The sequence below is a fragment of the Ruegeria sp. EL01 genome (assembly GCF_900313035.1).
Lineage (GTDB): Bacteria > Pseudomonadota > Alphaproteobacteria > Rhodobacterales > Rhodobacteraceae > Ruegeria.
In genome coordinates, this window is record NZ_OMPS01000046.1 from 182221 (window position 1) to 205011 (window position 22791).

The 22791-nt window shown below is 56.5% G+C and carries 21 protein-coding genes; 8 read left to right on the forward strand and 13 right to left on the reverse strand.

What is annotated here, in order from left to right; translation table 11 throughout:
• Position 1: 1 nt before the first annotated feature.
• Both D9K61_RS21315 and metG read right to left on the reverse strand, forming a co-directional pair.
• Positions 2-1129: an efflux RND transporter periplasmic adaptor subunit gene (locus D9K61_RS21315; protein ID WP_254055849.1), complete on the reverse strand. Its 1128-nt coding sequence runs from the start codon at positions 1127-1129 to the stop codon at positions 2-4.
• 322 nt (positions 1130-1451) lie between these two features.
• Entirely contained in the window at positions 1452-3170 is a 1719-nt protein-coding gene (metG, locus tag D9K61_RS21320; RefSeq protein WP_120635215.1) for a methionine--tRNA ligase, read from the reverse strand.
• A gap of 256 nt (positions 3171-3426) precedes the next feature.
• Here metG and D9K61_RS21325 point away from each other — a divergent pair, with 256 nt between their 5' ends.
• From D9K61_RS21325 to D9K61_RS27930, 3 genes are all read left to right on the forward strand, one after another.
• Positions 3427-4143: an OB-fold-containig protein gene (locus D9K61_RS21325; RefSeq protein ID WP_120635216.1), complete on the forward strand. Its 717-nt coding sequence runs from the start codon at positions 3427-3429 to the stop codon at positions 4141-4143.
• A 34-nt stretch (positions 4144-4177) separates the two neighbouring features.
• Positions 4178-5848: a flotillin family protein gene (locus D9K61_RS21330; RefSeq protein ID WP_120635217.1), complete on the forward strand. Its 1671-nt coding sequence runs from the start codon at positions 4178-4180 to the stop codon at positions 5846-5848.
• A 163-nt stretch (positions 5849-6011) separates the two neighbouring features.
• Complete coding sequence (locus D9K61_RS27930; protein WP_371688492.1) at positions 6012-6152, forward strand: MarR family transcriptional regulator; 141 nt, start codon at positions 6012-6014, stop codon at positions 6150-6152.
• A 117-nt stretch (positions 6153-6269) separates the two neighbouring features.
• Here D9K61_RS27930 and D9K61_RS21340 read toward each other — a convergent pair whose 3' ends face one another.
• The 6 genes from D9K61_RS21340 to D9K61_RS21365 all read right to left on the reverse strand — a co-directional run bounded on the left by D9K61_RS21340 (position 6270) and on the right by D9K61_RS21365 (position 12633).
• Positions 6270-7496 (reverse strand): MFS transporter, encoded by a 1227-nt coding sequence (locus tag D9K61_RS21340; RefSeq protein ID WP_120635219.1) that lies wholly within the window; start codon positions 7494-7496, stop codon positions 6270-6272.
• Between the two features lie 80 nt (positions 7497-7576).
• On the reverse strand, positions 7577-8173 hold the full coding sequence (locus D9K61_RS21345) for a YceI family protein (protein ID WP_120635220.1): 597 nt from the start codon (positions 8171-8173) through the stop codon (positions 7577-7579).
• A complete protein-coding gene (locus D9K61_RS21350; protein ID WP_120635221.1) occupies positions 8170-9384 on the reverse strand; it encodes a CynX/NimT family MFS transporter in 1215 nt (404 codons plus the stop codon). Before D9K61_RS21350 ends, D9K61_RS21345 begins: the two co-directional genes overlap by 4 nt.
• A 154-nt stretch (positions 9385-9538) precedes the next feature.
• Entirely contained in the window at positions 9539-10120 is a 582-nt protein-coding gene (locus tag D9K61_RS21355; protein WP_120635222.1) for a TIGR02281 family clan AA aspartic protease, read from the reverse strand.
• 42 nt (positions 10121-10162) lie between these two features.
• Complete coding sequence (locus D9K61_RS21360) at positions 10163-10783, reverse strand: MarC family protein (protein ID WP_120635223.1); 621 nt, start codon at positions 10781-10783, stop codon at positions 10163-10165.
• On the reverse strand, positions 10780-12633 hold the full coding sequence (locus D9K61_RS21365; RefSeq protein WP_120635224.1) for an ABC-F family ATP-binding cassette domain-containing protein: 1854 nt from the start codon (positions 12631-12633) through the stop codon (positions 10780-10782). Before D9K61_RS21365 ends, D9K61_RS21360 begins: the two co-directional genes overlap by 4 nt.
• Positions 12634-12739: 106 nt before the next feature.
• Between D9K61_RS21365 and D9K61_RS21370 the strand changes: the two genes are divergently transcribed.
• Both D9K61_RS21370 and ndk read left to right on the forward strand, forming a co-directional pair.
• Positions 12740-13942: a multidrug effflux MFS transporter gene (locus tag D9K61_RS21370; RefSeq protein WP_174235122.1), complete on the forward strand. Its 1203-nt coding sequence runs from the start codon at positions 12740-12742 to the stop codon at positions 13940-13942.
• A 115-nt stretch (positions 13943-14057) separates the two neighbouring features.
• Positions 14058-14480, forward strand: coding sequence for a nucleoside-diphosphate kinase (ndk, locus tag D9K61_RS21375; protein WP_120635225.1), 423 nt, complete (start codon positions 14058-14060; stop codon positions 14478-14480).
• A gap of 65 nt (positions 14481-14545) precedes the next feature.
• On the opposite strand, the gene D9K61_RS21380 is transcribed toward ndk, so the two are convergent.
• Positions 14546-14893, reverse strand: a complete 348-nt coding sequence (locus D9K61_RS21380) for a TfoX/Sxy family protein (protein ID WP_120635226.1) — start codon at positions 14891-14893, stop codon at positions 14546-14548.
• Positions 14894-15039: 146 nt separating this feature from the next.
• Here D9K61_RS21380 and D9K61_RS21385 point away from each other — a divergent pair, with 146 nt between their 5' ends.
• The 3 genes from D9K61_RS21385 to D9K61_RS21395 are packed head-to-tail and all read left to right on the forward strand — an operon-like array spanning position 15040 to position 17783.
• Positions 15040-16560 (forward strand): CHAD domain-containing protein, encoded by a 1521-nt coding sequence (locus D9K61_RS21385; RefSeq protein WP_120635227.1) that lies wholly within the window; start codon positions 15040-15042, stop codon positions 16558-16560.
• A 3-nt stretch (positions 16561-16563) separates the two neighbouring features.
• The gene (locus D9K61_RS21390; RefSeq protein WP_120635228.1) at positions 16564-17319 is read left to right on the forward strand and encodes a ParA family protein; all 756 of its coding nucleotides are present in this window, start codon (positions 16564-16566) and stop codon (positions 17317-17319) included.
• Positions 17316-17783: a CYTH domain-containing protein gene (locus tag D9K61_RS21395; protein ID WP_120635229.1), complete on the forward strand. Its 468-nt coding sequence runs from the start codon at positions 17316-17318 to the stop codon at positions 17781-17783. The genes D9K61_RS21390 and D9K61_RS21395 overlap by 4 nt, the downstream gene beginning before the upstream one ends.
• On the opposite strand, the gene D9K61_RS21400 is transcribed toward D9K61_RS21395, so the two are convergent.
• The 4 genes from D9K61_RS21400 to D9K61_RS21415 form a co-directional block, all read right to left on the reverse strand.
• Positions 17780-19150 carry an ATP-binding protein gene (locus D9K61_RS21400; RefSeq protein WP_120635230.1) on the reverse strand — a complete coding sequence of 457 codons (1371 nt, stop codon included), beginning with the start codon at positions 19148-19150 and terminating at the stop codon, positions 17780-17782. The genes D9K61_RS21395 and D9K61_RS21400 overlap by 4 nt on opposite strands.
• Positions 19143-19823, reverse strand: a complete 681-nt coding sequence (locus D9K61_RS21405; RefSeq protein WP_120635231.1) for a response regulator transcription factor — start codon at positions 19821-19823, stop codon at positions 19143-19145. The genes D9K61_RS21400 and D9K61_RS21405 overlap by 8 nt, the downstream gene beginning before the upstream one ends.
• A 178-nt stretch (positions 19824-20001) precedes the next feature.
• Positions 20002-21435 carry a Do family serine endopeptidase gene (locus D9K61_RS21410; RefSeq protein ID WP_120635645.1) on the reverse strand — a complete coding sequence of 478 codons (1434 nt, stop codon included), beginning with the start codon at positions 21433-21435 and terminating at the stop codon, positions 20002-20004.
• A gap of 748 nt (positions 21436-22183) precedes the next feature.
• A complete protein-coding gene (locus tag D9K61_RS21415; RefSeq protein ID WP_120635232.1) occupies positions 22184-22783 on the reverse strand; it encodes an NTP transferase domain-containing protein in 600 nt (199 codons plus the stop codon).
• Between the last annotated feature and the right edge of the window lie 8 nt (positions 22784-22791).

The window sequence follows — 22791 nt, forward strand, 5'->3', positions numbered from 1 at the left end:
GTTATTCTCCCGGCTGTTCAGAGGCGACAACCGCGTCCACGGCAACGCCCGGGCGCACCCGCTGCAGACCCTCGACAATGACGCTTTCACCTTCGCGCAACCCATCTACAACAATAATAGCTGTGTCGACCGTATCGCCGGTGGTGATGTAGCGCTGTTCGACCATCTGCTTGTCATTGACAACCAGAACAAATTCGCCCCGTTGGTCGCGCTGTAAAGCCGCCTGTGGGATGAGAACCTGCAGCGTTGGCTCCAGCGCTTCGATATGAACATTCAAAAATGCGCCGTCCAGGATCAGGCGTTTAGCATTGTCAAACTCAGCCCTCATCGTGATCGCTCCGGTCAGAGGATCGATGCGGTTGTCCACAAAAACGATCTTTCCGGTTTCATCCAAATCGGTTCCGTTAGGCAGCGTGACGTGCACATTGGGGCTTTGTTCGCTTTCAGCTAGCGATGCGGCATTCTCGTCATAAGTTTCGAGGATCGTGGTGAACTGTTTTTCATTCAACGAAAAGTTCACGTAGATCGGTGCTTCGCTGACCAGATTGACCAATGCTGGATTATTAGGCCCGACAACATCGCCAACGCTGGTGGTCACGCGCCCAAGGCGTCCGGCGAATGGTGCTTGAATTTGGGTGTAACTCAGATCCAACTCTGCTTGTTGAATGGCAGCCTTGGCCGCTTTGACTTCGGCTTCAGCGACAAGTTCATTGGCACGGGCGATATCACGTTCTGATTCCGGGGTGGCGTCGCGTTTGTACAGTTCTTCTTTTCGCGCCAGATCGACCTTGGCCAGTTCAAGATTGGCCTCGGCGCGGTCCAGATCGGCTTTGCGAGCCTCTAACGTGGCTTCGTAGAGATCGGGTTCGATAGTGAACAGCAGATCATCTTTTTTGACCAAAGCGCCGTCTTCGACATTCTGGCTGTCCAAAAACCCGTTGACCCGCGCAACAATGTCAACTTTGTCGAAAGCTTCTGCACGGCCAATGAAAACTGCCTCATCCGTGATTTCCTGCGTATAGGCTGCCGCGATCGAAACCTTGGGGGGCGGTGCATCGCCTTGCGCCTCTTGTGCCAAAGACGGTTGCGCCATGCCCAGGAAGAAAAGCACGGCAAAATGCTTTCCCATCGCCCGGACGGGTCCGCAATGGCGAGGGTCAAAGGTTTTCAATGCAAGGGCCATGGCAAATGCCTCGTTCAAACTAAGGATTAAGTGACCAGGCACATCAAACGCCGCGCCGAGTCGATTGAATTCCGGATCAGGATGGCGGTTTTGTTGCCATATCTCAAGCTTCTTGAATACGAGTTCTTCTGGGACGCAGTCTGAATTATCTCGTCAGTTCGCTAACTTAGATCGATGCCTTTTGAGTGCAGGTCGTGAATACTGCAGATCACACCAAAAAACGGGGGCCCGTATGGCCCCCGGTTTCATCACTCAATTTCACGTGGCCTTAAGCGCGCGTGCCTGCAAACCGGGTCTGCCAGTCTTCGCGTTGCTCATCCGTGATTTTGGCGAACAGCACCTCCGGAACTGTGAATGCGTGATCCGCAGGCAGCGCATTCAGTGCAGCATCAACGTCATCCGGCCAATCGGTTGCGAGGGTATTCATAGCACTCAACATTCGCGCAGACGCGTTTGGAATAAACGGCGCGCTCAGCACTGCATACAGCCGGATCAGGTTCAGACCGAGACGGACCTGTGCAGCTGCTTGTTCCGGGTCTTCCTTGAACGTCGACCACGGGGCCGCAGCCTGCAGGTATTCGTTTCCGGCCACCCAAATTGCGCGCAGCTCTTGCGCCGACTTGCGAACTTCCATCGCCTCCATAAAGCCTTCATAGGCGCGGATGCGGCGGGTCAATTCTGAGATCAATGCGTTTTCTCGCTCGCCGTATGCGCCACCCTCGGGCACGACTTCACCAAACTTGGACCGGCAGAATTTGGTGATGCGGCTGACAAAGTTGCCAAGAACATCCGCCAGGTCTTTGTTCACCGATTGCTGGAAGTTTTCCCAGGTGAATTCACTATCGCTGCTTTCGGGTGCATGGCTCAGCAACCACCAGCGCCAATAATCAGCCGGCAGGAGGTCCAGTGCCTGATCCATGAACACACCGCGCCCCTGGCTGGTCGAGAACTGACCTCCATCATAGTTCAGGTAGTTGAACGATTTCAGGTGGTCGACCATCTTCCACGTCTCGCCAGACCCCAGAATAGTCGCTGGGAAGCTAAGCGTGTGGAACGGTACGTTGTCCTTGCCCATGAATTGGACATAGCGCACGTCATCGGCGCCCTTATCTGTGCGCCACCAGCGTTCCCATTCGGCGTCGGCTTTGCCGTTGGCATCGGCCCATTCTTTGGTGCAGGCGATGTATTCGATGGGGGCATCGAACCAGACATAAAAGACCTTGCCCTCCATGCCAGGCCAATCTTGATCGCCCTTCTTGACTGGAACGCCCCAGTCCAGATCACGGGTGATGCCGCGGTCTCGCAACCCGTCACCGTCATGCAGCCACTTTTTGGCGATCGATGTGGTCAGGATCGGCCAATCGGTTTTGCTATCGATCCACGCATCCAGCTGATCCTTCATCGCAGATTGACGCAGATACAGATGTTTGGTTTCGCGCACCTCAAGATCGGTGGACCCGGAAATGGCCGAGCGGGGCTCGATCAAGTCGGTTGGGTCCAGCTGTTTGGTACAGTTTTCGCACTGATCGCCGCGGGCGCGCTCATAACCGCAATTGGGGCAGGTGCCTTCGATATAACGGTCGGGCAGAAAGCGGCCATCCGTGTTGGAATAGACCTGCTTCTCGCTCACTTCGCGGATCAAACCAGCCTCATCCAGTTTTCCCGCGAAATGTTGCGTCAGCTTTTTGTTCTGATCACTGGACGAGCGGCCGAAGTGATCAAAGCTCAGCCCAAAGCGGTTGGCGATGTCCAACTGTACGCCGTGCATCTCGGCGCAGAATTCCGCAACCGGCTTTTCAGCCTTGGCCGCAGCCAGCTCGGCAGGGGTGCCGTGTTCATCTGTGGCACACAGGAACATCACTTCATTCCCCCGGCCACGCTGATAACGTGCGTAAAGATCCGCTGGCAATTGCGAGCCGATCAAGTTGCCGAGGTGTTTGATCCCGTTGATGTAGGGGATCGCCGAAGTGATAAGAATCCGAGCCATTTTCTGTATCCGCGTATCTGTCTGCGCGCCCGTCTACCTTATGTAACGGGTCAGCAAAAGCCCGCCCGTCGCATGGATGTCACTTTCGCGCCTTACCAGCAGAAAAAAGACGAAGAGGCGGGAATTCGGATTGTGTCAGATATGTTCGTGGCAATAACCACAGGTTGAACGCCCGACTCACAACCTCTTGAATTCTTGTTAAGGCTTCCCATATTGACTGTATACCAATGTATACAAAAACGAGGGATACTAATTGATGTTCGATTTCCTACTCGAGGGTGCATTTGCGCCTTTTACCTTGGCGCTTGCGCTTCTGTTCGGCCTTTTGGCAGTTGAACTGATTGCTTTGGTCCTGGGTGGCAGCTTGCTAGCTGGCGAAGGGGAAATCGATCTGGATATGGTGGATGCCCCCGATCTGGACATTGGTGATCTCGGTCTGGATATCGACGCGGATGTCGATCTGGGCGATTTCGAACTGGCAGAGGTCGAAAGCGATGTGCCCGATACCTCTGCGGCGGGTCCAATGGCGTGGCTGGGTGTTGGAAAGATACCCATCATGATCTGGCTTGTGGTTCTGCTGGCGGGCTTCGGTCTGTCGGGTATCGGCCTGCAACTGGCGCTGCGCGATGTGCTGGGCTTTGATCTGCCGCCTTGGGCGGCTGTGATCCCTGCCGGTGCCTTTGGTCTGTGGTTTGCCCGTGGCTTTGGCGGTGTCTTTGCCCGCCTTCTGCCCAAGACCGAGACCGAGGCGATGTCCGAACGGATGCTGGCCCGTCGCCGGGGTGTCATCACCCAAGGCACTGCGTCACGCGGTCGCCCGGCCGAGGTTCGAGTCATGGATCGCTTTGGTAATACCCATTACCTGCGCGCCGAGCCGCTGCAGGACAAGGATGCGCTGGATCAGGGCACAGATGTGCTGGTTCTACGCGACCGACGGCGCGACCGGTTCGTTCTGGTCGGCTTATCAGACTAACCAAATTTCAAACCCCTAATCTGGAGGATATTGCATGGAACTTACATTCCTAGCTGTCACAGTTGTGACTATTTTAGCGGTGATCTTGTTCATTGGCCTTGTTCTTGGCCGTCTCTATCGACGTGCGACCCGCGAGGTCAGCCTGGTGAAAACCGGCGCTGGCGGCAAGAAAGTCATCATGGATGGCGGTGTCATCATCGTGCCACTGCTGCACGAGGTCAGCCCGGTCAACATGAAGACCTTGCGCCTAGAGGTACAGCGCAGCGACGAGGCCGCGCTGATTACCAAAGATCGGATGCGTGTGGACGTTGGCGTGGAATTCTATGTTTCGGTCATGGCCACCGAAGAGGGTATCGCCCGCGCTGCCCAGACATTGGGTGATCGCACATTCGATGTCGAGCAACTGCGCGAGATGATCGAAGGCAAACTGATCGATGGTCTGCGCGCTGTGGCCGCTCAGATGACCATGGACGGGTTGCATGAGAACCGCGCCGACTTTGTGCAAGAGGTGCAAAATGCAGTGTCCGAGGACCTGTTGAAAAACGGCCTGTCGCTGGAATCCGTCTCGCTGACCGCGCTGGACCAGACGCCGTTCGAGGCTCTGGACGAGAACAACGCCTTTAACGCAGTTGGTATGCGTAAGCTGGCCGAGGTAATTGCAACCTCAAAGAAAGAGCGCGCGCAGATTGATGCGGATGCCGAGGTTGAAGTGCGCCGCGCTTCGATGGAAGCACAGCGCCAGAAGCTGTTGATCGAAAAGGATGAAGAGCAGGCACGCATCGAACAAACGCAAGTGGTCGAAACGCTGCGCGTTGCGCAGGAGGCCGAGATTGCTGCCCGGACCGAAGATTCGGTGCGTGAGACCGAACGCGCCCGCATCGCCCGTGAAGAGGCCATCCGTGCGGCTGAGATTGAGCGTGAACGTAAGATCCGCGATGCCGAAATCTCGAAAGAGCGTGAGCTGGAAGTGGCGGAGCAGGAGCGTCAGATCATCATCGCGCAGAAATCCGAAGAAGAAAGCCGCGCGCGTGCCTCTGCCGATCTGGCCCGTGCTGAAGCAACCAAAGCGACCGAAGCAGTGGTCACCGCCCGTCAGGTCGCCGAAGCCGAACGCGAAAAGCAGATCGTTCTGATTGAGGCCATGCGTGAGGCTGAGCGTCAGGCAACCGCAATCCGCCTGGCCGCGCAGGCCGACAAAGAGGCCGCCGTTGACCGTGCCGAGGCCCGCCGAGAAGAGGCGCAGGCCGAAGCCGATGCGCTGAATATCCGCGCCGAGGCCAAGAAGAACGACATGTTGGCTGAGGCGGAAGGTAAGCGTGCGATCGTCGAGTCCGAAAATGCTCTGTCAGTGGATCAGATTCGCATGAAGGTTGATCTGGCACGGATTGAAACCATGCCGTCGATCATTTCGGAAATGGTCAAACCTGCCGAGAAAATCGACTCGATCAAGATTCATCAGGTCGGGGGCATCGGCGCTGCCAATGGGGGCGGCACGTCAGCAGGCGACAAGCCGGTGGTCAATCAAGCGCTTGACTCGATCATGGGCATGGCCGTTCAGATGCCCGCGCTTAAGAAGCTTGGCGAGGAACTGGGTCTGTCGATGGAGAATGGAGTCAGCGGTGTTGTGAATGGCGCTCTTGAGCCGTCGGTAGACCAAGTGGACGATGTCGACGTGATCGAAGAAGAACCACAGACCGAACACTAAAACGAAGTAAGGGCCGGGATATCCCGGCCCTTACCGTTTTGCTTCGGGGTATATATCGCGTCGCACGCGTTACGCACCGCATTTGAAGCGGCCGGGCGTGATCTATCCTCAGTATGTTACGCTCACCCTTCTGCGAGAGCGGGACGGGTAAAACACAAATGATCTGGCGCAACAGTTGGGTATGGAAACAAGTACGATGACCCCTTTGGTCAAACGGTTGGAAATCGTGGGATGCGTCACCAGAACCTGCAGCCAGACGGACCGGCGCGCCGTTGACGTTACATTGAAAAAGCCGGGGTGTTGATTGGGAATGAAGGACCTAAAATAACCGCCTGCATGATCGAAGACACTGGGTTGGACCGGGCAGAGCTAATGAACTGCAAGGCGCGCTACTTCGGATGAGCGACGGGCTCCAAAGGGTCTAATCGTTTCCTTCGCGCGACCGTTTCAGCAGGCGACCAATGGTGAAGGACGTGCGGGGTGCATAGACATAGTTGGTGCGTTCATCCGGTGTCGGACGCGACCGCATTCGTGCCAGACCGAATATGATCAGACCCAGGTGACCAATCGCGACAAAGGCGAACAGGGCGCCGGGGCCAAATTGCTGAATCAGGTTCGATGTAACGTAGGGCGATGCGATTGCGCCCAGAGCAAACCAGAACATTAATGCAGCAGCAAGCTCGACACGTTCTTCGGTGGTGGCAAAGTCGTTGGCATGCGCGGATGAAACCGAGAATATCGGAAACGTAGTTAACCCGAAGAACCCAGCGGCCAACATGACGCCCAATGTGCCTGTATTGCTGGCGGCCATGGTGATGCCGCTGCTCAGAACTGCAGCCGCGGACAACCAGATCAGAACCCAGCGCCGGTCGTATTTATCCGCCAGCCAGCCGACAGGGTATTGAGCCAAAGCGCCCCCCAGAACGAACGAGGCGAGGAAGAATGCAATCTGGTCCACGCCCAACCCGACCGCTTGGCCGTAGACTGGACCAACCATGCGAAAAGATGCGGAACTGAGCGCGGCCACGATAACACCCGCGACAGCCAATGGTGAGCTGCGCCAGGCCAATCTGGGCCGCAGACGCGGTGCATCTGGGGTTTTGGGCTGACTGGCACGGGTAAGGGTCAGCGGCAGCAGCGAGGCACAACACAGGATCGCTAGCAGGTTATATGAGACATAAGAGGCCGGCGGCAAAACGGCGATGATCAGCTGCGCGCTCAGCGACGCCCCCAGATCCGCAATGCGATAGGTGCCCATCGCTCGGCCGCGGGTTTCGTTGGTGACCTTGGCATTCAGCCAGGCTTCAATCACTGTGTAGCACCCGGCGACACAGGTGCCCGAGGCGATCCGCAGAACGGCCCAGATATACGGATTCTCGGTTAGGGTATGGCCCAGTAACCCCATTGCACCAAGGGCGGTACAGACGGCAAACGCTCGCGAATGCCCGACACTGCCCATCAGGCGAGGCGCCCACCAGCAGCCGACGAAGAACCCGATGAAGTGGGCGGACCCCAGCAGACCGATTTGCTCGGTAGTGAAGTCCAGCGTCAGACCAGAGATGGCGTCCAATGGGCCAACGCCGCCTGTCGAGAGCTGCAGCAGAATGACGGAAAGAAAAAGGGCGGCAAAAGAAATGATCGTGCGCATAGTGGCCCCAGATTGGCGGCACCATCATAAGATGCGCGCATCTATTCGACTCAATGACGTCGTTTTTTACCCATTTGGCATCACGTTACACGCATGATTTCAGCGTGAATGTCCAGACCTACGGTTTCCTGAACCAGGTCAGGGTATCCCGACGCGCCAAAGTCGTGGCGATTCAGCCCCCCTGTCAGGCGGATAGACAAACGATCAAGGTCATCCTCGGAACTACCCGCCTGTCGGTACAGATTGGCGTTCAACGTGATCGGCCGAGTTACGCCGCGCACGGTCAGGTTTCCTGTGATGCGGGCGCCATCCGATATCCGTCCGGCCGTACCCAGTTGCACATTTGTCGAGGAAAATCTGATAGTTGGGTGTTCCTTTGCATTCAGCACACCGGGACTGAGCATGGGTGTTCTTGCAAAAGGCAATCGGGTTTTTGCCTTGGCCACATCCAGGACCACGTCGACCTCGCTGTTTTGCAAGCGGCTTGTGTCGATCTGAACGTCAGCAGAGCGGATTGGCATGGATCCTGTTTGCGCGATCCCTGAGAGATCAAACATGAAGCTGACTTGGGTGCCGTCCGGAGAAAGGGCGTACGGTTTTCGCGCGGCAAGTGCGGGGTTGCTGAAGGGCAGGGCAAAAAGCCCTGCGAGAACGCCGCGACGCGAAAGGGTTGTCATGCGATTGCCTCTTGTCTGCGGGGCCGAGACCTTTTGAGAAGCATCACGATGATGGCAATGTTAAGGCCGTTCCATAAAATCCCGTTCACGAATGCCAATTGATAGTTACCGGTGACGTCGTAGATCCACCCCGACATCCATCCGCCTAGTGCCATGCCCAGAATGGTCATCATCATGACAAAACCCACGCGTGCTCCGGCTTCTTGCGGTGGCATGTATTCACGGACCACCAGCGCATAGCTTGGCACGATTCCGCCCTGTGCCAGCCCAAACAGCATGCTGACGACATAAAGTGAGACCATCCCATCGTAAGGCAGGAACAGGAACAGGGCGATGCATTGCAAGATCGACCCGATCAGAAGTGTATGGACGCCGCCCAGCTGGTCGGCCACGAGACCGGAAATGATGCGGCTCACCACGCCGCCCAGCAACATCAGAGACAGCATCTCAGCTCCGACAGCGGGGCCATAGCCAAGACCGACGCAGTAGGACACGATGTGAACCTGCGGCATCGACATCGCCACGCAGCACCCGATGCCTGCCAGTCCAAGAATGTATTGCAGCGCCCGCGGTGAGACCCCGACACTGCGCGCATTGATCTTTGCGGTGGCTGCGGCAGTGCTGTGCGCCTCGATCGGGACCTGACGGTGCAGCAGCAGGGACAAGGGAATGACGACAACCAGCGTCAGCGCTGCCAGTGTCAGATAGACCTGTTGCCAGCCGTCCCGCGCCAGAATACCTGACATCATCGTGGGCCAGATCGCCCCGGACAGATAATTGCCGCTGGCCACCAGCGCCACGGCGATCCCACGCCTGCGCATGAACCAGTGTGAGATATCGGCAATCAGGGGGCCAAAGCCGACCGAAGTGCCCAATCCCAACAGCAAATGCGCGACGGAAAGCAGGGCTATGTTAGGTGCCAGAGTTGCCAGCAGGTAGCTGATCGCGCTCAGTATCGATGCGCCTATCAATGCTTTCGTCACGCCCAGCCGGTCCACCAACTGCCCCAACCACATATTGCCCAGGGCAAAGCCGATCATGGCGAGCGTATAGGGCATTGACGCCTCGGCCCGTCCGGCACCAAATTGTGTTTCGACAGCGGGCATGACCACGATCACCGCCCACATGCCGACATTCGCCACGGCTGCGATGGCGAGCGTGATCAGAAGGCGAAGCCAGGAATAACGGCTGTCATGGATCGGATGGCTCATGCCGCGACGCTAGGGTGCGGGCCGGGCTTTGACCAGTCACAAGTTGCGTGATCTTCGTGCTTTCACGCAGGGGTTTCTTATGATCCAATTCGCTGCCACGTGCCAGCGCATCGGCACCAGACTGGCCAGCCACATGGCATAGCTGCAAGAGCGTTCAGCGTGACAGGATTAACTTACCATCGGCGAACTGAATGTTGGAAAAACGGTGCAGGTAATCCATGCCGAGCAACGACTTGTCTAAGTCACCTTCGTTGATCCAGGCTGAGACACCGTTGTCCCGGATCGGTCCCAGCGCGAGACTATCCAATCGTACGGGGGCTGTCCGCACCACACCGTTCGCGGTCGACGCGCGGCCCAGATAGTTCAACTGGTTCAGATCAATACCAACGCGCTTGGCGTCCTGCGCGTTCAGAACAATCTGACTCGCGCCGGTGTCGACCAGAAAGGTGATGGGCTCTCCATTCACCAACATCTGCAGATAATAATGCCCGTCAAAGGCGCGCGGAACTTCGATGGTGTTGCCGGACACCGCCATCTGAGGCGTTGCGCCAACGGTAGAGCGAATATCGTCCCAAAGACCTACCAGGGCGATGACGCCAACGAAAATGAACACCCAGGCCATAACCTGCTGCAGGGTCTTGCCCAACGGCTGCCGATTGTGGGTGAAGAACCACATCAGCAAGGCCGCACCCAGCAAGACCAGATAGGTCAAACGCCCGATTTCATAACCATCCATACCGTCACCCGGAAAAAGTCATCTTCATATTGATATGGGGCCTCAGGACGCAAAGCCAAAGGCCTTGAGACCATCCAGGATGAACTGAACCGAAAGGGCGGCCAGCAGCATTCCAAGCAGACGCGTCAGGACGTTCAGACCGGTTTTGCCCAACAGCCGTGCGACTGCGCCCGAGGTAAGATAGGTCACAAACACCATCGCGACCACGATGAGCATCATGCCGATGACCACGGCCAGCCCTTCGATGCCCGGTTGCTGGCCGGCAAGAAGGATCATCGTCGCAATTGCCCCGGGCCCGGCAATCAATGGGATGCCAAGCGGAAATACCGATGGGTCGGGGTGCTCTTCTTCTTCGGCGCTGTTTTCGCGACGTTTGGTGCGACGTTCAAACAACATGTCCAATGCCGTGAGGAACAGCAGAACACCACCTGCCACGCGAAACGCTTCCATCGAGATGCCGACAAAGCCCAACACAGCCTCGCCGAAGGCAGCGAACATGGCCAGAATGCCCGCTGCAGTCAGGCACGCCCGGACAGCGATTGCGCGCCGCATGCTCTTGTCCATGCCCTGCGTCAACGCCACAAAGATCGGCGTCTGCGCCGGAGGGTCGATCACCACCACGAGTGTGGTGAATGACGTAATCAGAAATGCCGCGTCGATCATGCTGCCGCCTCGGCCCGTTCCAAACGTTCTGCGGCCTTCACCCACAATGCCTCGGCCTTTTTCATGGCTTCAACCACTTCGGCAAACTTCCGATTCCATACTTCCAGATCGTTGACACGATCATCTTCATAAAGCGTCGGCTCTGCCAGCTTGGCCGACAATTTATCATGCATGTTGGTCAGCTTCTCGATCCGGTCTTCGCATTTCCGCAAATCTGCGCGCAATGCCAGCACGGTATCACGCGAGGACCGCTTGGGTTTGGTCGTCAGCGGCTTGTCTTTGACAGGTTTGTCACGGCCCAGCAGCAGCGCGCGATAGGCTTCAAGATCACCCTCAAACGACTTCACTGTGCCATCTGACACCAGCCACAGATGATCGGCGACCAATCCAAGCAAATGCATGTCGTGGCTGACCAGGATAACTGCGCCAGAATAGGCAGTCAGGGCTTCGACCAGCGCTTCGCGGCTTTCGATGTCCAGGTGGTTGGTTGGTTCGTCAAGGATCAACATATGCGGAGCGTCGATCGTCGCGATCAGCAGCGACAAACGTGCCTTTTGGCCACCCGACAGGCGGCCAACTTTGGTCACGGCCTGATCGGCCCCAAGGCCAAACCCGGCCAGACGCGACCGCCACCTACCGGGCGCTTCGTCCGGTCGCAGGCGGCGCAGGTGGTCTAGCGGTGTTTCGTCCACATGCAGCTCATCCACCTGATGCTGCGCGAAATAGCCGATACGCAGTTTATTGCTGCGGGTCATCTTGCCCGCCATCAGGGGCAGGCGATCCGACAGCAGTTTCGACAGGGTCGATTTGCCTTGCCCGTTTTTGCCCAACAGCGCGATGCGGTCATCCTGATCGATACGCAGGTTCAATTGGCGCAGCACCTCGGTGTCGCCATACCCCGTTACACCGCCCTCCAATTGGATGATCGGCGGAGACAACTCCTCAGGCTCGGGGAAGGAAAACGCCCGCAAGGCAGCCTCTTGCGGGGTCGCGACCAGTTGAATGCGTTCGATCATCTTCAGCCGCGATTGGGCCTGCACCGCTTTGGAAGCTTTGTACCGAAATCGATCCACAAAGCTTTGCAAATGGGCGATACGCGCCTTGGATTTTACATTCTCGGATTCCGCCTGCGCCAGTCGTTCGGCGCGGCGTTCGGCGAATTTATCATAGGGTACCGCGTAGTAGGTCAGCTTGCGGTCTTCCAGATGCAGGATCGACCCGACGGCACGGTTCAGCAAGCCGCGGTCGTGGCTGATGATGATCACCGTATGGGGATATTTCGCCAAATAGCTTTCCAGCCACAGGGCGCCTTCCAGATCCAGATAGTTGGTCGGTTCGTCCAGCAGCAACAGATCGGGTTGCGAGAAAAGTACCGCCGCTAATGCAACACGCATCCGCCAGCCGCCCGAAAAATCCGAGCAGGGTTTCAGTTGGTCTTGGTCATCGAAACCAAGACCTTTGAGGATCGATGCTGCGCGCGCCTCAGCCGACCAGGCGTCGATATCGACCAGACGGGTTTGGATTTCGGCGATGCGGTCGGGATCGGTCGCGCTGTCCGCTTCTGCCATTAGGGCGCTGCGCTCGGTATCCGCGGCCAGAACCGTGTTGATCAGTGAAACGTCGGATGAGGGCACCTCTTGCGCCACGCCACCAATTCGCGCGCGACGAGGCAGTGAGATATTGCCTGATTCCAGCGCCAATTCACCTCTGATCAGGCGAAACAGTGTGGTTTTTCCGGTGCCATTCCGCCCCACAAGCCCAACCTTATGGCCATCGGGAATAGTTGCGTTAGCCCCATCAATCAGGGGGCGGCCTTCGACGGCATAAGTGATGTTTTCGATCCGTAACATGCGCCGCTCTTAGCAGAGCGTTGATGGCACCGCCAGAGCCTGCCATGTTCAAGGCGCAGGGGATGTGTTAGCGCTGTGTCGGTTGGCATTTTACAACGGTTTTATCATGCGTCCGGCTCAATCACCCCCATCCTTGATCACGCTGGTCTTTGCAACAGCCCTGTCCGTGCTGTCGCTAAACATGTTCCTGCCGTCCTTGGCACGGATGGGAGAGGATTTTCAGGTCGACTATGCCTTGGTGAACCTGTCAGTCGCAGGATATCTGGCGGTGTCCGCGGCACTGCAACTGATCATGGGGCCCTTGTCAGACCGATATGGGCGGCGGCCCGTGTTGTTGATCTGCATGGCGATCTTTGCGTGCGCGTCCGTCGGATGTGTAATGGCCGAGTCGATCTGGGTGTTCCTGGGGTTTCGCTTGCTGCAGGCGGCAGTGGTTGCCGGGCCTGTGCTGTCCAGCGCCTCAATCCGCGACATGTATCCGCCAAACGAGGCTGCCAGCAAGCTGGGCTATGTGGCCATGGCCATGGCGCTGGCACCAATGCTTGGGCCGATGCTGGGCGGGGCATTGGATTCGCTGTTTGGGTGGCGCGCCGGGTTTGTTCTGTATTCGACACTGGGGGCAGGGATGCTGGTGCTGCTTTGGGCGGATATGGGAGAAACCAATACGGATCGATCTTCGACCTTTGTAGCGCAACTCCGCGAATATCCGCATCTGTTCCGGGCGCGCAGGTTCTGGGGTTACGCCTTATGTGCGGCGTTTTCGATCGGCGGATTTTTCAGCTTTATCACGGGTGCGCCATTGGTGGCGGCGGCATGGTTCGACCTTAGCCCGGCGATGCTGGGATTGGGGATCGGGATCATCACCGGAGGCTTCATGGTCGGCAACTTTATCACCGGGCGCATTGCCGCCAACACGCGGCTGACAACGATGATCTTGATCGGCCGAGTGGTTGCGTCTGTTGGGCCGTTCTGCGGACTGCTCCTTTTCCTGTCCGATTTGGGATCGGTCTGGGTTTTCTTCGGCTCGGCCATCTTTGTCGGTTTCGGCAATGGTCTGACGAACGCCAACGCCTCGGCCGGGTTGATGTCTGTCCGACCCAAGCTTGCGGGCAGTGCAGCAGGTCTGTCTGGCGCAATGATCGTGGCGTTGGGGGCCGTGCTGACGACCCTGACAGGTGCACTGGTCAGCGCAGAAAACGGGCCGTTTCTGGTGTTGGGAATGATGTGCGCCAGCAGCTTCTTTGGTCTGTTGGCGGTGCTTTATGTGCGCTGGGTCGACCTTCACGATCCGCTGCCGGATACAATCTGACCGCCAATCATCTAAGCGGCCTATCATTCCACTTTTCACGAAGCCAATACCATGTTACGCGGCGCGCGATGGATTTGGGCGCGAACCCCGCGCTATCACGTAAGGAGAGGCCGACATGGCACTGGAACGCACATTCTCGATCATCAAACCCGATGCAACCCGCCGCAACCTGACCGGCAAGATCAACGCCAAGTTCGAAGACGCAGGCCTGCGCGTCGTCGCGCAAAAGCGTATCCATATGACCAAAGCCCAAGCCGGCAAGTTCTATGACGTGCATGCCGAGCGTCCGTTTTATGACGAGCTGTGCGAATTCATGTCGTCCGAGCCGGTCATTGTTCAGGTTCTGGAAGGCGAAGGCGCCATAGCCAAGAATCGCGAAGTCATGGGCGCAACCAACCCTGCCGACGCAGCGCCTGGTACTATTCGTGCAGAATTTGCTGAATCTGTTGGCGAGAACTCGGTTCACGGATCGGACGCTCCGGAAACTGCCGCTGTCGAGATCGCTTACTTCTTCTCCGGCATCGAACTGGTCGGCTAATCCGTCATTCTTAGCGAATTTGAGGGCCGTATCCGTTGTTGGACGCGGCCCTTTTATGTGGCCGATCAATCCATCTTGAGATCTTTGGCCGCAACGCGCACGCCGATCGCATCCAGTTCTGAGATCATCTGGTTTTCAGGTGCGGGACGCGCACTGGCTTTGATCGCGTCAAACCTTTGACGCAGGGCTTTCTTCTCTTCGCCCTTGCAATCGTTCCAGGGGCGACCCTGCAATCCCATAACCAGAACATAATACCCAATGAAATGCGGCTTGGTGCCAGATTGCAGCAATCGGCCATAGGCCTCATCCGCGCCCAGCTCTCGTAACTCGTCTGCTGAATGAATTCCAGCTTCTGCGCAGGCCTGTTCAAAAGCCGGACCAAGGTTTCGAATGGTTGAGACGGGGTCAGTCATTTCCTTGTCTTAGCCCCGCAGCCTTTAGCTGTCACCCGCGTATTGATCGGTTCAACCCAGATTATTGTTGATAGGCAGATTGAACTGAGTTCTCATGCTTTCATGGAGGTCATCGCGCATAAAGGCAGACCTCGGAGAGGCAATTCATGACGATGAAAAATGCAGGGTTTTTCGTACTGCCACTCTTGTTTGATGACACTACATTTGAACAGATGCAGGAAGGTCTTTCGGTCAAAATCGAACCCACGTCTGCACCAAGGTCGTTCACTTTGTTAGACTGCCACGACCAGTCGCTAAGGGCCAAGGGTCGGCTGTTGATCCAGACCGATGGGATGTTGCAGCTTTTGCAAAGCGATGGGCAGTCGTTCATCCAACGCTGCCAAGGCAAAGACCAGTTTGCCCGGGATTTGCCAGCTGGTCCTGTACGCAACGCATTGAAGGGGTTTCCTGTTCTGAGGGCTTTGATCGCGGTCGGTCAGGGTGAAATCCAAACCAGATCTCTGGCCATTCTGGATGATCTGCAAAAGACACAAGTACGCGGTTCTGTATGGTCGATGTCGACGGATGTGGGGCGAGTGACCGTTGTCGGGATCGAGAAATTGCGCGGTTATGAACGGGTGTTTGCCAAGACCCATGCAGCGCTGGCTGAGAAAGCGGCACAAGACGAACGTTTTGAAGCGGTGTACCAGGGGCTTTTTCCCGAAATGCGCCCATATCAGGCCAAGCCCGAAATTCATCTTGGCAAAAACGAACCCTCAATTGAGGTCGCGGCCGATATCATCCGCACATACTTGGCAGTCGCACGACAAAACGAAGACGGCGTGATCGCTGATACCGATACAGAGTTCCTGCATGATTACCGCATTTCTTTGCGTAAAATTCGCTCGGTCATCAGCCTGTTCAAAGGGGTGTTGTCGGAAAGTCAGACCGTTGAACTAAAGCAGCTCTTTTCGGAGCTCATGGCACCGACGGGACGTATGCGCGATCTCGATGTCTATCTTTTAGAAAAAGACATGTATTTCAAATTGATCCCGCCTAACCTTCATGCAGGATTGCAGGCGATGTTTGATGAATTTCATGAAGAACGCGCGCAAGAGTTTTCTCGGCTGAAGCGCCGGTTGCGAAGCGCCGCATACGACAGGACGATGAAGGACTTAAGCGCAACATTTGATGGCGCCAATCAGTTGGAACCGGGCCAGAATGCACAGCGCGGAGCCTATGGATATGCCTGCACCTTGATCTGGAAGCGCAATCGCAAGGTTTGCAAACTGGCGCGCAGCATCAGCAAGGACACACCAGATGAACTGGTGCATGATCTGCGGATCGATTGCAAAAAATTGCGATACCTGATGGAGTTCTTTGCGCCGTTGTTTGACGCCAATGACTTTAAAGCCATCATCAAGCCTTTGAAAAAGCTACAGGATAACCTTGGCTTGTTTAACGATTTCTCGGTGCAACAAGAGGCGTTGCTGAGCTTTGTTTCACGGCAAAGCACCACACAAGGTCGCGTTGATGCGCAGATCGGACTGGCTGCGGGCGGCCTTATCGCGGTGTTGGACCAACGCCAACGGGCCGAGCGGGATCGGGTTATGTCGAGCTTTCAGCTATTCGATGGACCGGACATTCGACATCTGTTTCGCAGCTTGTTTCATCAGACAAAGGGGTAAGGAATGAAGATCATTGCCTGTTACAGCAACAAAGGGGGTGTCGGTAAAACCGCGACTTCGGTGAACTTGGCCCATGCCTATGCGCAGGCGGGCAAACAGGTCTTGCTGTGCGATCTTGATCCGCAAGGTGCCTCAAGCTTCTATTTTCGGGTCAAACCCTCGAAAAAGCTGACCGAAGCCCGTTTTTTCGAAGACGTCAAACGGTTCACGAATGCCATTCGGGCCAGCGATTTCGAAGGGTTGGATGTGTTGCCCGCCAACCTGACCTTTCGCGACTTCGATGTCTTCTTGTCTCGAATGCGAAACAAACGCTCGCGCCTGAAAAAGGCCCTGACTTCGGCTTGCAGCGACTATGACGTGATTATATTGGACTGCCCTCCGAACTTTTCGACCCTGTCCGAGAACATCTTCAAGGCGGCAGATGAGATCATTGTACCGGTCATCCCAACAACATTGTCCGAGCGGACGTTCGATCAACTGATACGCTTTTTCGACGAACACAAACTGAGAAAGAAAAAGCTGCGCGCGTTCTTTTCCATGGTGCAACTGCGCAAGACCCTGCACCAAGACACAATGCAGAATATGCGCATGGCGTATCGTAAGCGGTTCCTGCAGACCTCTGTACCTTTCGCGGCAGACATCGAAAAAATGGGGCAGCATCGCGCACCGGTCAGTATCTATGCCGGGCGCAGCCCGGCCAGTGATGCGTATCAAGCGTTGTATGACGAGTTGGAAAACGGAGTGGTGTCATCCAAATGAGTATGGAAATCGAACGCAAGTTTCTTGTCGCCGAGCTGCCAGACCTGAGCGGTACGCAAAAAGCAGTGGTGCGTCAGGGGTATTTGACGGTACCAGACGATTCCACCGAGCTGCGATTGCGCCAGAAGAACGACAGCTATTTCCTGACGCTCAAAGGCAGGGGCAGCCTGGTGCGGGTTGAACGCGAGGCTGAAATCTCTGCGGAGCAATTCGAGACATTCTGGCCTGAAACGGAAGGGCGACGGGTCGAAAAAGAGCGCTATACCGGAAGCTTGCCCGACGGGCGTGTTTTTGAGCTGGATGTGTTTTCCGGCGATCTGGCACCTTTGCGGTTGGTGGAAGTTGAGTTTGCCACCGAAGCCGAGGCGTTGTCATACATCCCACCAGCTTGGTTCGGTGCGGATGTGACAGAAGATAAGCGCTATAAAAACAAGGTGATGGCAATCAATGGCGTGCCGACCTAAGGCCGATGCGCCAGGTTGAGCGTTGTCTCAAGACCGGGATCGCAGTTGCGTGCCACGAACGCGCCGCCATGCATGTGCGAAATGGCTGCCACCAGCGCCAGCCCCAAACCTGCGTTGCGTTCGGTGCGCGCCGGATCAAGCGTGACAAAAGGCAATTGCAACCGGGGCAGATCTTCTGACGGAACGCCGGGTCCCCGGTCGCGCACGCTCAGACGGGTGAATCCGCCATCCTCGGCAATCGAGATCGTGACGACCGTATCTTCCGGGGCATAGCGCATAGCGTTTTCAAGCAGGTTGGACAAAGCCTGTGACAATAGGGGGCGGTGTCCCTGAATAGGGGCGGCCTGACCAGTGATTTCAAGTCGAATGCCCTGATCTGCTGCGACGGGCTCATAAAGCTCGACTACGTCACCAACAAGTTGCTGCAGATCCACCTCTTCGAACTGTTCGCGCCCCAGACCAGCTTCGGCGCGTGAAATCTCGGTCAGCTGTCCCAACACCCTCAGAACATGGTCAATTTCACCGGTTGCGCGAGCGATATCGATCTCTCGTTCCTGATCGCTTTTGCTTGGGTCCGCCAAGGCTTCGACCCTTTGCCGCAGGCGTGACAAAGGGGACCGAAGATCATGGGCAATCGAGTTGGAGGTTGTACGCAGGTTGCTGACCAACTCTTCGATCCGGTCGAGCATGTTGTTCAGCGTCCCGGCGACCTGATCGAATTCATCCCCGGTTCCGCGCAGGGGCATGCGTCGGGATAGATCGCCAGAAACGATATTGTCTGCCGTATTGGCGATGTCCGACAGCCGCGAAAACACCAGACGGGTAAAAAGCCAGCCCGTCAGAACACTCAGAACCAGCGCAATTCCCAGGGCCAAAACAACTGAACGCAACAAAACCCGGTCGAATTGCTGGCGCGCGACGGCGTCCCGCCCGACAAGCAAACGCTCGCGACCGGGCAACCGAATGGAGGCTGCCGAGACGGGTACCAGTTGGTCGTTGTCAGCGCGGCGCAATTCCAGATCAACCCAGCCGCTGCCAGCTGTGATGTCAGCCGGCCAGTATTTCAGGTTTCCGACAAGTTTGACGCCGTTTCGATCCGTCAAAAGATACAAAGCGTCCCGTTCGGACGCACTCGGCAAGCGCCGCTCGATGGCTGAAATCAGCCCGATCAACCCGCGTCTTTCGTATTCATCCGCCAACCCCGTGAGCTCTGCGGACACGACCGAGCGTGTTTCGGATTCAATGCTGCGATTGGCCGTGACATAGACCAAAGCCAATACCGTTGCCGTCAGAATGGTGCTGAGGATCATACTGGCGGCAACAAGGCGCGTCCGCGAATTGTTAAGGGAAAGCCTAAGGTTATCCATCCGACATCATGTAACCCGCTCCGCGGACGGTTTCAATCAGTGGTACGTCTCCGCCTTCGTCAAGCTGACGCCTAAGCTTGGAGATATGAACGTCGACGACATTGGTGTTCGGGTCAAAATGATAATCCCAAACCCCCTCCAGAAGCATGGTGCGTGACACCACACGGTTTTTGCGGCGCAGGAAAAACTCCAGAATCTGAAACTCGCGCGGGGTCAGAGTGATTTCATGCCCGTCACGGGCGACCTTGCGGGTCAGCAGGTCCATCTCAAGGTCTTTACAGGTCAGGGTAGGCGTCTCCTCAGACTCTTGCGGGCGCCGCAACAAAGCTTCGATCCTGGCGTGCAGTTCCTGAAAGGAGAAGGGTTTGACAAGATAGTCATCCGCGCCCGACCGCAGTCCTTTGACCCGTTCGTCTACAGCGCTCATGGCGGTCAGCATCAGAACTGGCGTCTTCAGGCCAGCGGCACGCATGGACTTGATCAGGGACAGCCCATCCAGGCCCGGCAACATTCGGTCCAGAACGACGGCATCAAAGCCACCATCCGTAGCGTGGTACAATCCTTCGCGGCCATCAGCGGCAGCTTCAACCACATACCCTTCTTCGCCAAACCCTTTGGCGATGAACTCACGGGTATCTTCATCGTCTTCGACAATTAGCAGGCGACGGCTCATGATCGGGGATCCTTTCTATCAGGATTTAAACACAATTTTTGAACAAAGCACATGGTTTGGTCTTGCCGGGTGCGCCCTGTGCACACCCGGCAAGCCCGACGGATCGCGGACAAATCAAATCCGCCGGGGTGAGGCGCGCGCCAGATTTCCCCATCATGTGGCGCGCGCGGCTCTCGGGTCAGGCGATTTCGACGGCGACAAAGATTTGGCTGCCGCCACGATTGATCAGTACCAGCGCCGGGTCGGTCTTTTCGCTGTCTAACGCAGCCTTCAACGCGTCCGGTGTCGCGGTGTCCTGAGACCCGAGTTTTACGATCACGTCGCCACGTTGCAGACCGGCTTTGGCCGCCGGGCTATCAGGCTCCAGGTCGGTGACAACCACACCATCCACGGTATCGCCAACGCCCATCTCAGCCCGTGCTGCTTCGGTCAGTGGTGCAACGGATACACCTAACGCTGTGCCCGACACAGTGGTGTCAACAGTGCTGTCCACGTCTGCCTCGGCAGTTTGGTGTTGGCCGATCGTCAGCTCCACCTGTTCCTGTTTGCCGTCGCGCAGGACGGTTAGAACGCTGTTGGTGCCGACTTTGGTGGTTCCAACCAGAATGGGCAGATCGCGGCTTGAATCGACGGCATCGTCATTGAAGGACAAAATCACGTCACCTTGCTGCAATACACCATCCGCCGGGCTGCCAGAGACAACATCGGAAACCAGGGCACCGCTTGACGCCTCAATACCAAGTGCGGCAGCAAGTTCTGGGCTGACATTTTGGATCGACACGCCCAGCCAGCCACGGCTGATCTCACCATCATCGCGCAGATCGGCTGAGATATGTTCGACGATGTTCGACGTGACAGCAAAACCAAGACCGACGGAGCCGCCGCTGGGTGAATAAATGGCCGAATTCACGCCAACCACTTCACCTTCCATGTTGAATAGGGGGCCGCCCGAGTTGCCTTTGTTGATGGCCGCGTCTGTTTGGATGAACTCGGCATAAGGCCCTTGCGAGATGCTGCGGCCTTTGGCCGAAACAATGCCTGTTGTGACGGTCGAACTCAGCCCAAACGGGTTGCCAATTGCCACAACATCTTCACCGACGCGAATGACATCGCTGTCGCCCAGATCCACGGCCTGAAGGGTTTCGCCCGCATCAATCTTAAGTACGGCAAGATCGGTCAGCGGGTCTGTCCCGACGACTTCGGCTTCAAACTCACGGTCGTCGCTCAGTCGTACTGTGACGGTGGAGGCATTGTCGACAACATGATGATTGGTGACGATGTAACCTTCCTCATCCAGTACAAAGCCCGATCCCAACCCCTGCGACGGTCCGCGATCGGGCGTGTTGAACCCTTCGGGCCCGCCGAAGCGTTTAAAAAACTCTCCGAAAGGATGACCTTCGAAATCAAAGTCCTGACCCTGCGTTGGTGTTATAGCGTCTTGTGCGGCGATGATCGTCACGACAGACGGCGATACAGTCTCGACCAGATCGGCCAAGGCTTCGTCCGCCAGCGAGGGCAGAGCCGTCGTTGCAAGCAATGCGGCGCCGAGGGCGCTGATGCCCATCCAGTTGGATGTATGCGGTAAAAGAAGCGAGGATTTGCGGGTGCTCATTTTGGTCTCCTGTTTGAAGCGCACGATATCGGCCGCGCGTTGAAACAAGACATGGAGGGCTAACCTTTGCGGTTCCTGACCGGTCAATTAAGAAAACTTAATTTTGCCATAAAGGCGGTGTCTACTTCCGGCGGAGATCGCAGAGGATTCGGATAATTCGTCTGTTTACGGCTTCACGAATCAGAGGATTGTTGCCGAAACGGCTGTCAAACTTTCAAACAAGTTGAATTGGTTATGTTTCGGTTACAGTCGAAACGTCGCTTTTGTCCGATCAGGGGTCGTCGACTTAAAGTTGTGGGCGTTGTTCGAAGCCCGTCGAAATTTCCGCTTAATAACCATAAGAGTTAGCATAATTGGCATTACGTTAGTGCTTATTCGCATTTGCTCCGGGCCGAGAGATATAGCAACAATCTATGGTTGATTCACGTCAAGCGAGATGTTGCGCAAAAGCCAACTGCATTCGGCCAAAATTAACCGTTTCTTCCAATTTTACGTTGTTTCGAGGCATCGGATCGGCAAATATGAACTTGCCCAATTATGGAGGGCCTGAGGCGCTAGGGGGTGCCGATGGCTAGCTCGATCATTTAGAAGCGCTAGCAGCATGTTAACGAGGGGGTCTTGTTTAGGTTTTGCGGCTCCATACCAATGTGTCTTCAAAGGCAAGTTGGTCGCGCTTATTTGATTGGTGAAAAGTGGTAGTCCTAATTTGGGTAGCCGGCCCGGTCTTAAATGACCGGGCCGCGCTCATTTAAAGGGTCCGGTTTGCGTGCCAATCGTCCCAATCTTCCCGAGTGTCCAAATCCCGCAGCGCGTGCTGCCTGGGTAAGCTTTCCAAGTGGACTTTGTCTTTGTTTGCTCGCACGACCGATTGTGCGCCATCGTCGCCTGTCAATTCGGAGAGTTGGCTGAACAAGCTGCGGTCGAACAGGACGGGATGGCCGGGTTTACCGCTGTCAGTCGCACCGCGCCAGATCAGATGATCTGGGTGCTCAGTACGCGCACTTAGCACTGCGCCCAAATCCGCAGAGCTCAATTCAGGCAGATCCGCCAACATGACCATCGCAGCCGGAGCATCGGGGGCCACATGCGTCAATGCCCCACGCAAGCTGGCGTTCATGCCTTCCGTAGCCTCGGGGATCGGAACGCGCAGTACATCAAGATCTGCTAACGCATCATACCGACGATGGGGGCGCGGGGGCAGGGCGACAATGACGGGCCCGGCGGTCATAGCGATCTCGGTCGATCGTCGCACCAACGGGATGCCATCAACCTCTTTGATCAGCTTGTCGGCACCGCCCATGCGGCGGGATTGTCCTGCGGCCAGCAATATGACGGGAATCTTGTCCATCCCGTCAC

Bases quoted from the DNA above. Each gene is read 5' to 3' on its own strand.
- D9K61_RS21385 (WP_120635227.1), top strand. From the start codon at position 15,040: ATGACGATGAAAAATGCAGGGTTTTTCGTACTGCCACTCTTGTTTGAT.
- D9K61_RS21415 (WP_120635232.1), bottom strand. From the start codon at position 22,783: ATGGACAAGATTCCCGTCATATTGCTGGCCGCAGGACAATCCCGCCGC.
- D9K61_RS21380 (WP_120635226.1), bottom strand. From the start codon at position 14,893: ATGACTGACCCCGTCTCAACCATTCGAAACCTTGGTCCGGCTTTTGAA.
- D9K61_RS21360 (WP_120635223.1), bottom strand. From the start codon at position 10,783: ATGATCGACGCGGCATTTCTGATTACGTCATTCACCACACTCGTGGTG.
- D9K61_RS21315 (WP_254055849.1), bottom strand. From the start codon at position 1,129: ATGGGAAAGCATTTTGCCGTGCTTTTCTTCCTGGGCATGGCGCAACCG.
- D9K61_RS21410 (WP_120635645.1), bottom strand. From the start codon at position 21,435: ATGAGCACCCGCAAATCCTCGCTTCTTTTACCGCATACATCCAACTGG.
- D9K61_RS21340 (WP_120635219.1), bottom strand. From the start codon at position 7,496: ATGCGCACGATCATTTCTTTTGCCGCCCTTTTTCTTTCCGTCATTCTG.
- D9K61_RS21330 (WP_120635217.1), top strand. From the start codon at position 4,178: ATGGAACTTACATTCCTAGCTGTCACAGTTGTGACTATTTTAGCGGTG.
- D9K61_RS21395 (WP_120635229.1), top strand. From the start codon at position 17,316: ATGAGTATGGAAATCGAACGCAAGTTTCTTGTCGCCGAGCTGCCAGAC.
- D9K61_RS21365 (WP_120635224.1), bottom strand. From the start codon at position 12,633: ATGTTACGGATCGAAAACATCACTTATGCCGTCGAAGGCCGCCCCCTG.
- metG (WP_120635215.1), bottom strand. From the start codon at position 3,170: ATGGCTCGGATTCTTATCACTTCGGCGATCCCCTACATCAACGGGATC.
- D9K61_RS21400 (WP_120635230.1), bottom strand. From the start codon at position 19,150: ATGGATAACCTTAGGCTTTCCCTTAACAATTCGCGGACGCGCCTTGTT.
- D9K61_RS21390 (WP_120635228.1), top strand. From the start codon at position 16,564: ATGAAGATCATTGCCTGTTACAGCAACAAAGGGGGTGTCGGTAAAACC.
- ndk (WP_120635225.1), top strand. From the start codon at position 14,058: ATGGCACTGGAACGCACATTCTCGATCATCAAACCCGATGCAACCCGC.
- D9K61_RS21370 (WP_174235122.1), top strand. From the start codon at position 12,740: ATGCGTCCGGCTCAATCACCCCCATCCTTGATCACGCTGGTCTTTGCA.
- D9K61_RS21325 (WP_120635216.1), top strand. From the start codon at position 3,427: ATGTTCGATTTCCTACTCGAGGGTGCATTTGCGCCTTTTACCTTGGCG.
- D9K61_RS21350 (WP_120635221.1), bottom strand. From the start codon at position 9,384: ATGAGCCATCCGATCCATGACAGCCGTTATTCCTGGCTTCGCCTTCTG.
- D9K61_RS21345 (WP_120635220.1), bottom strand. From the start codon at position 8,173: ATGACAACCCTTTCGCGTCGCGGCGTTCTCGCAGGGCTTTTTGCCCTG.
- D9K61_RS21405 (WP_120635231.1), bottom strand. From the start codon at position 19,823: ATGAGCCGTCGCCTGCTAATTGTCGAAGACGATGAAGATACCCGTGAG.
- D9K61_RS21355 (WP_120635222.1), bottom strand. From the start codon at position 10,120: ATGGATGGTTATGAAATCGGGCGTTTGACCTATCTGGTCTTGCTGGGT.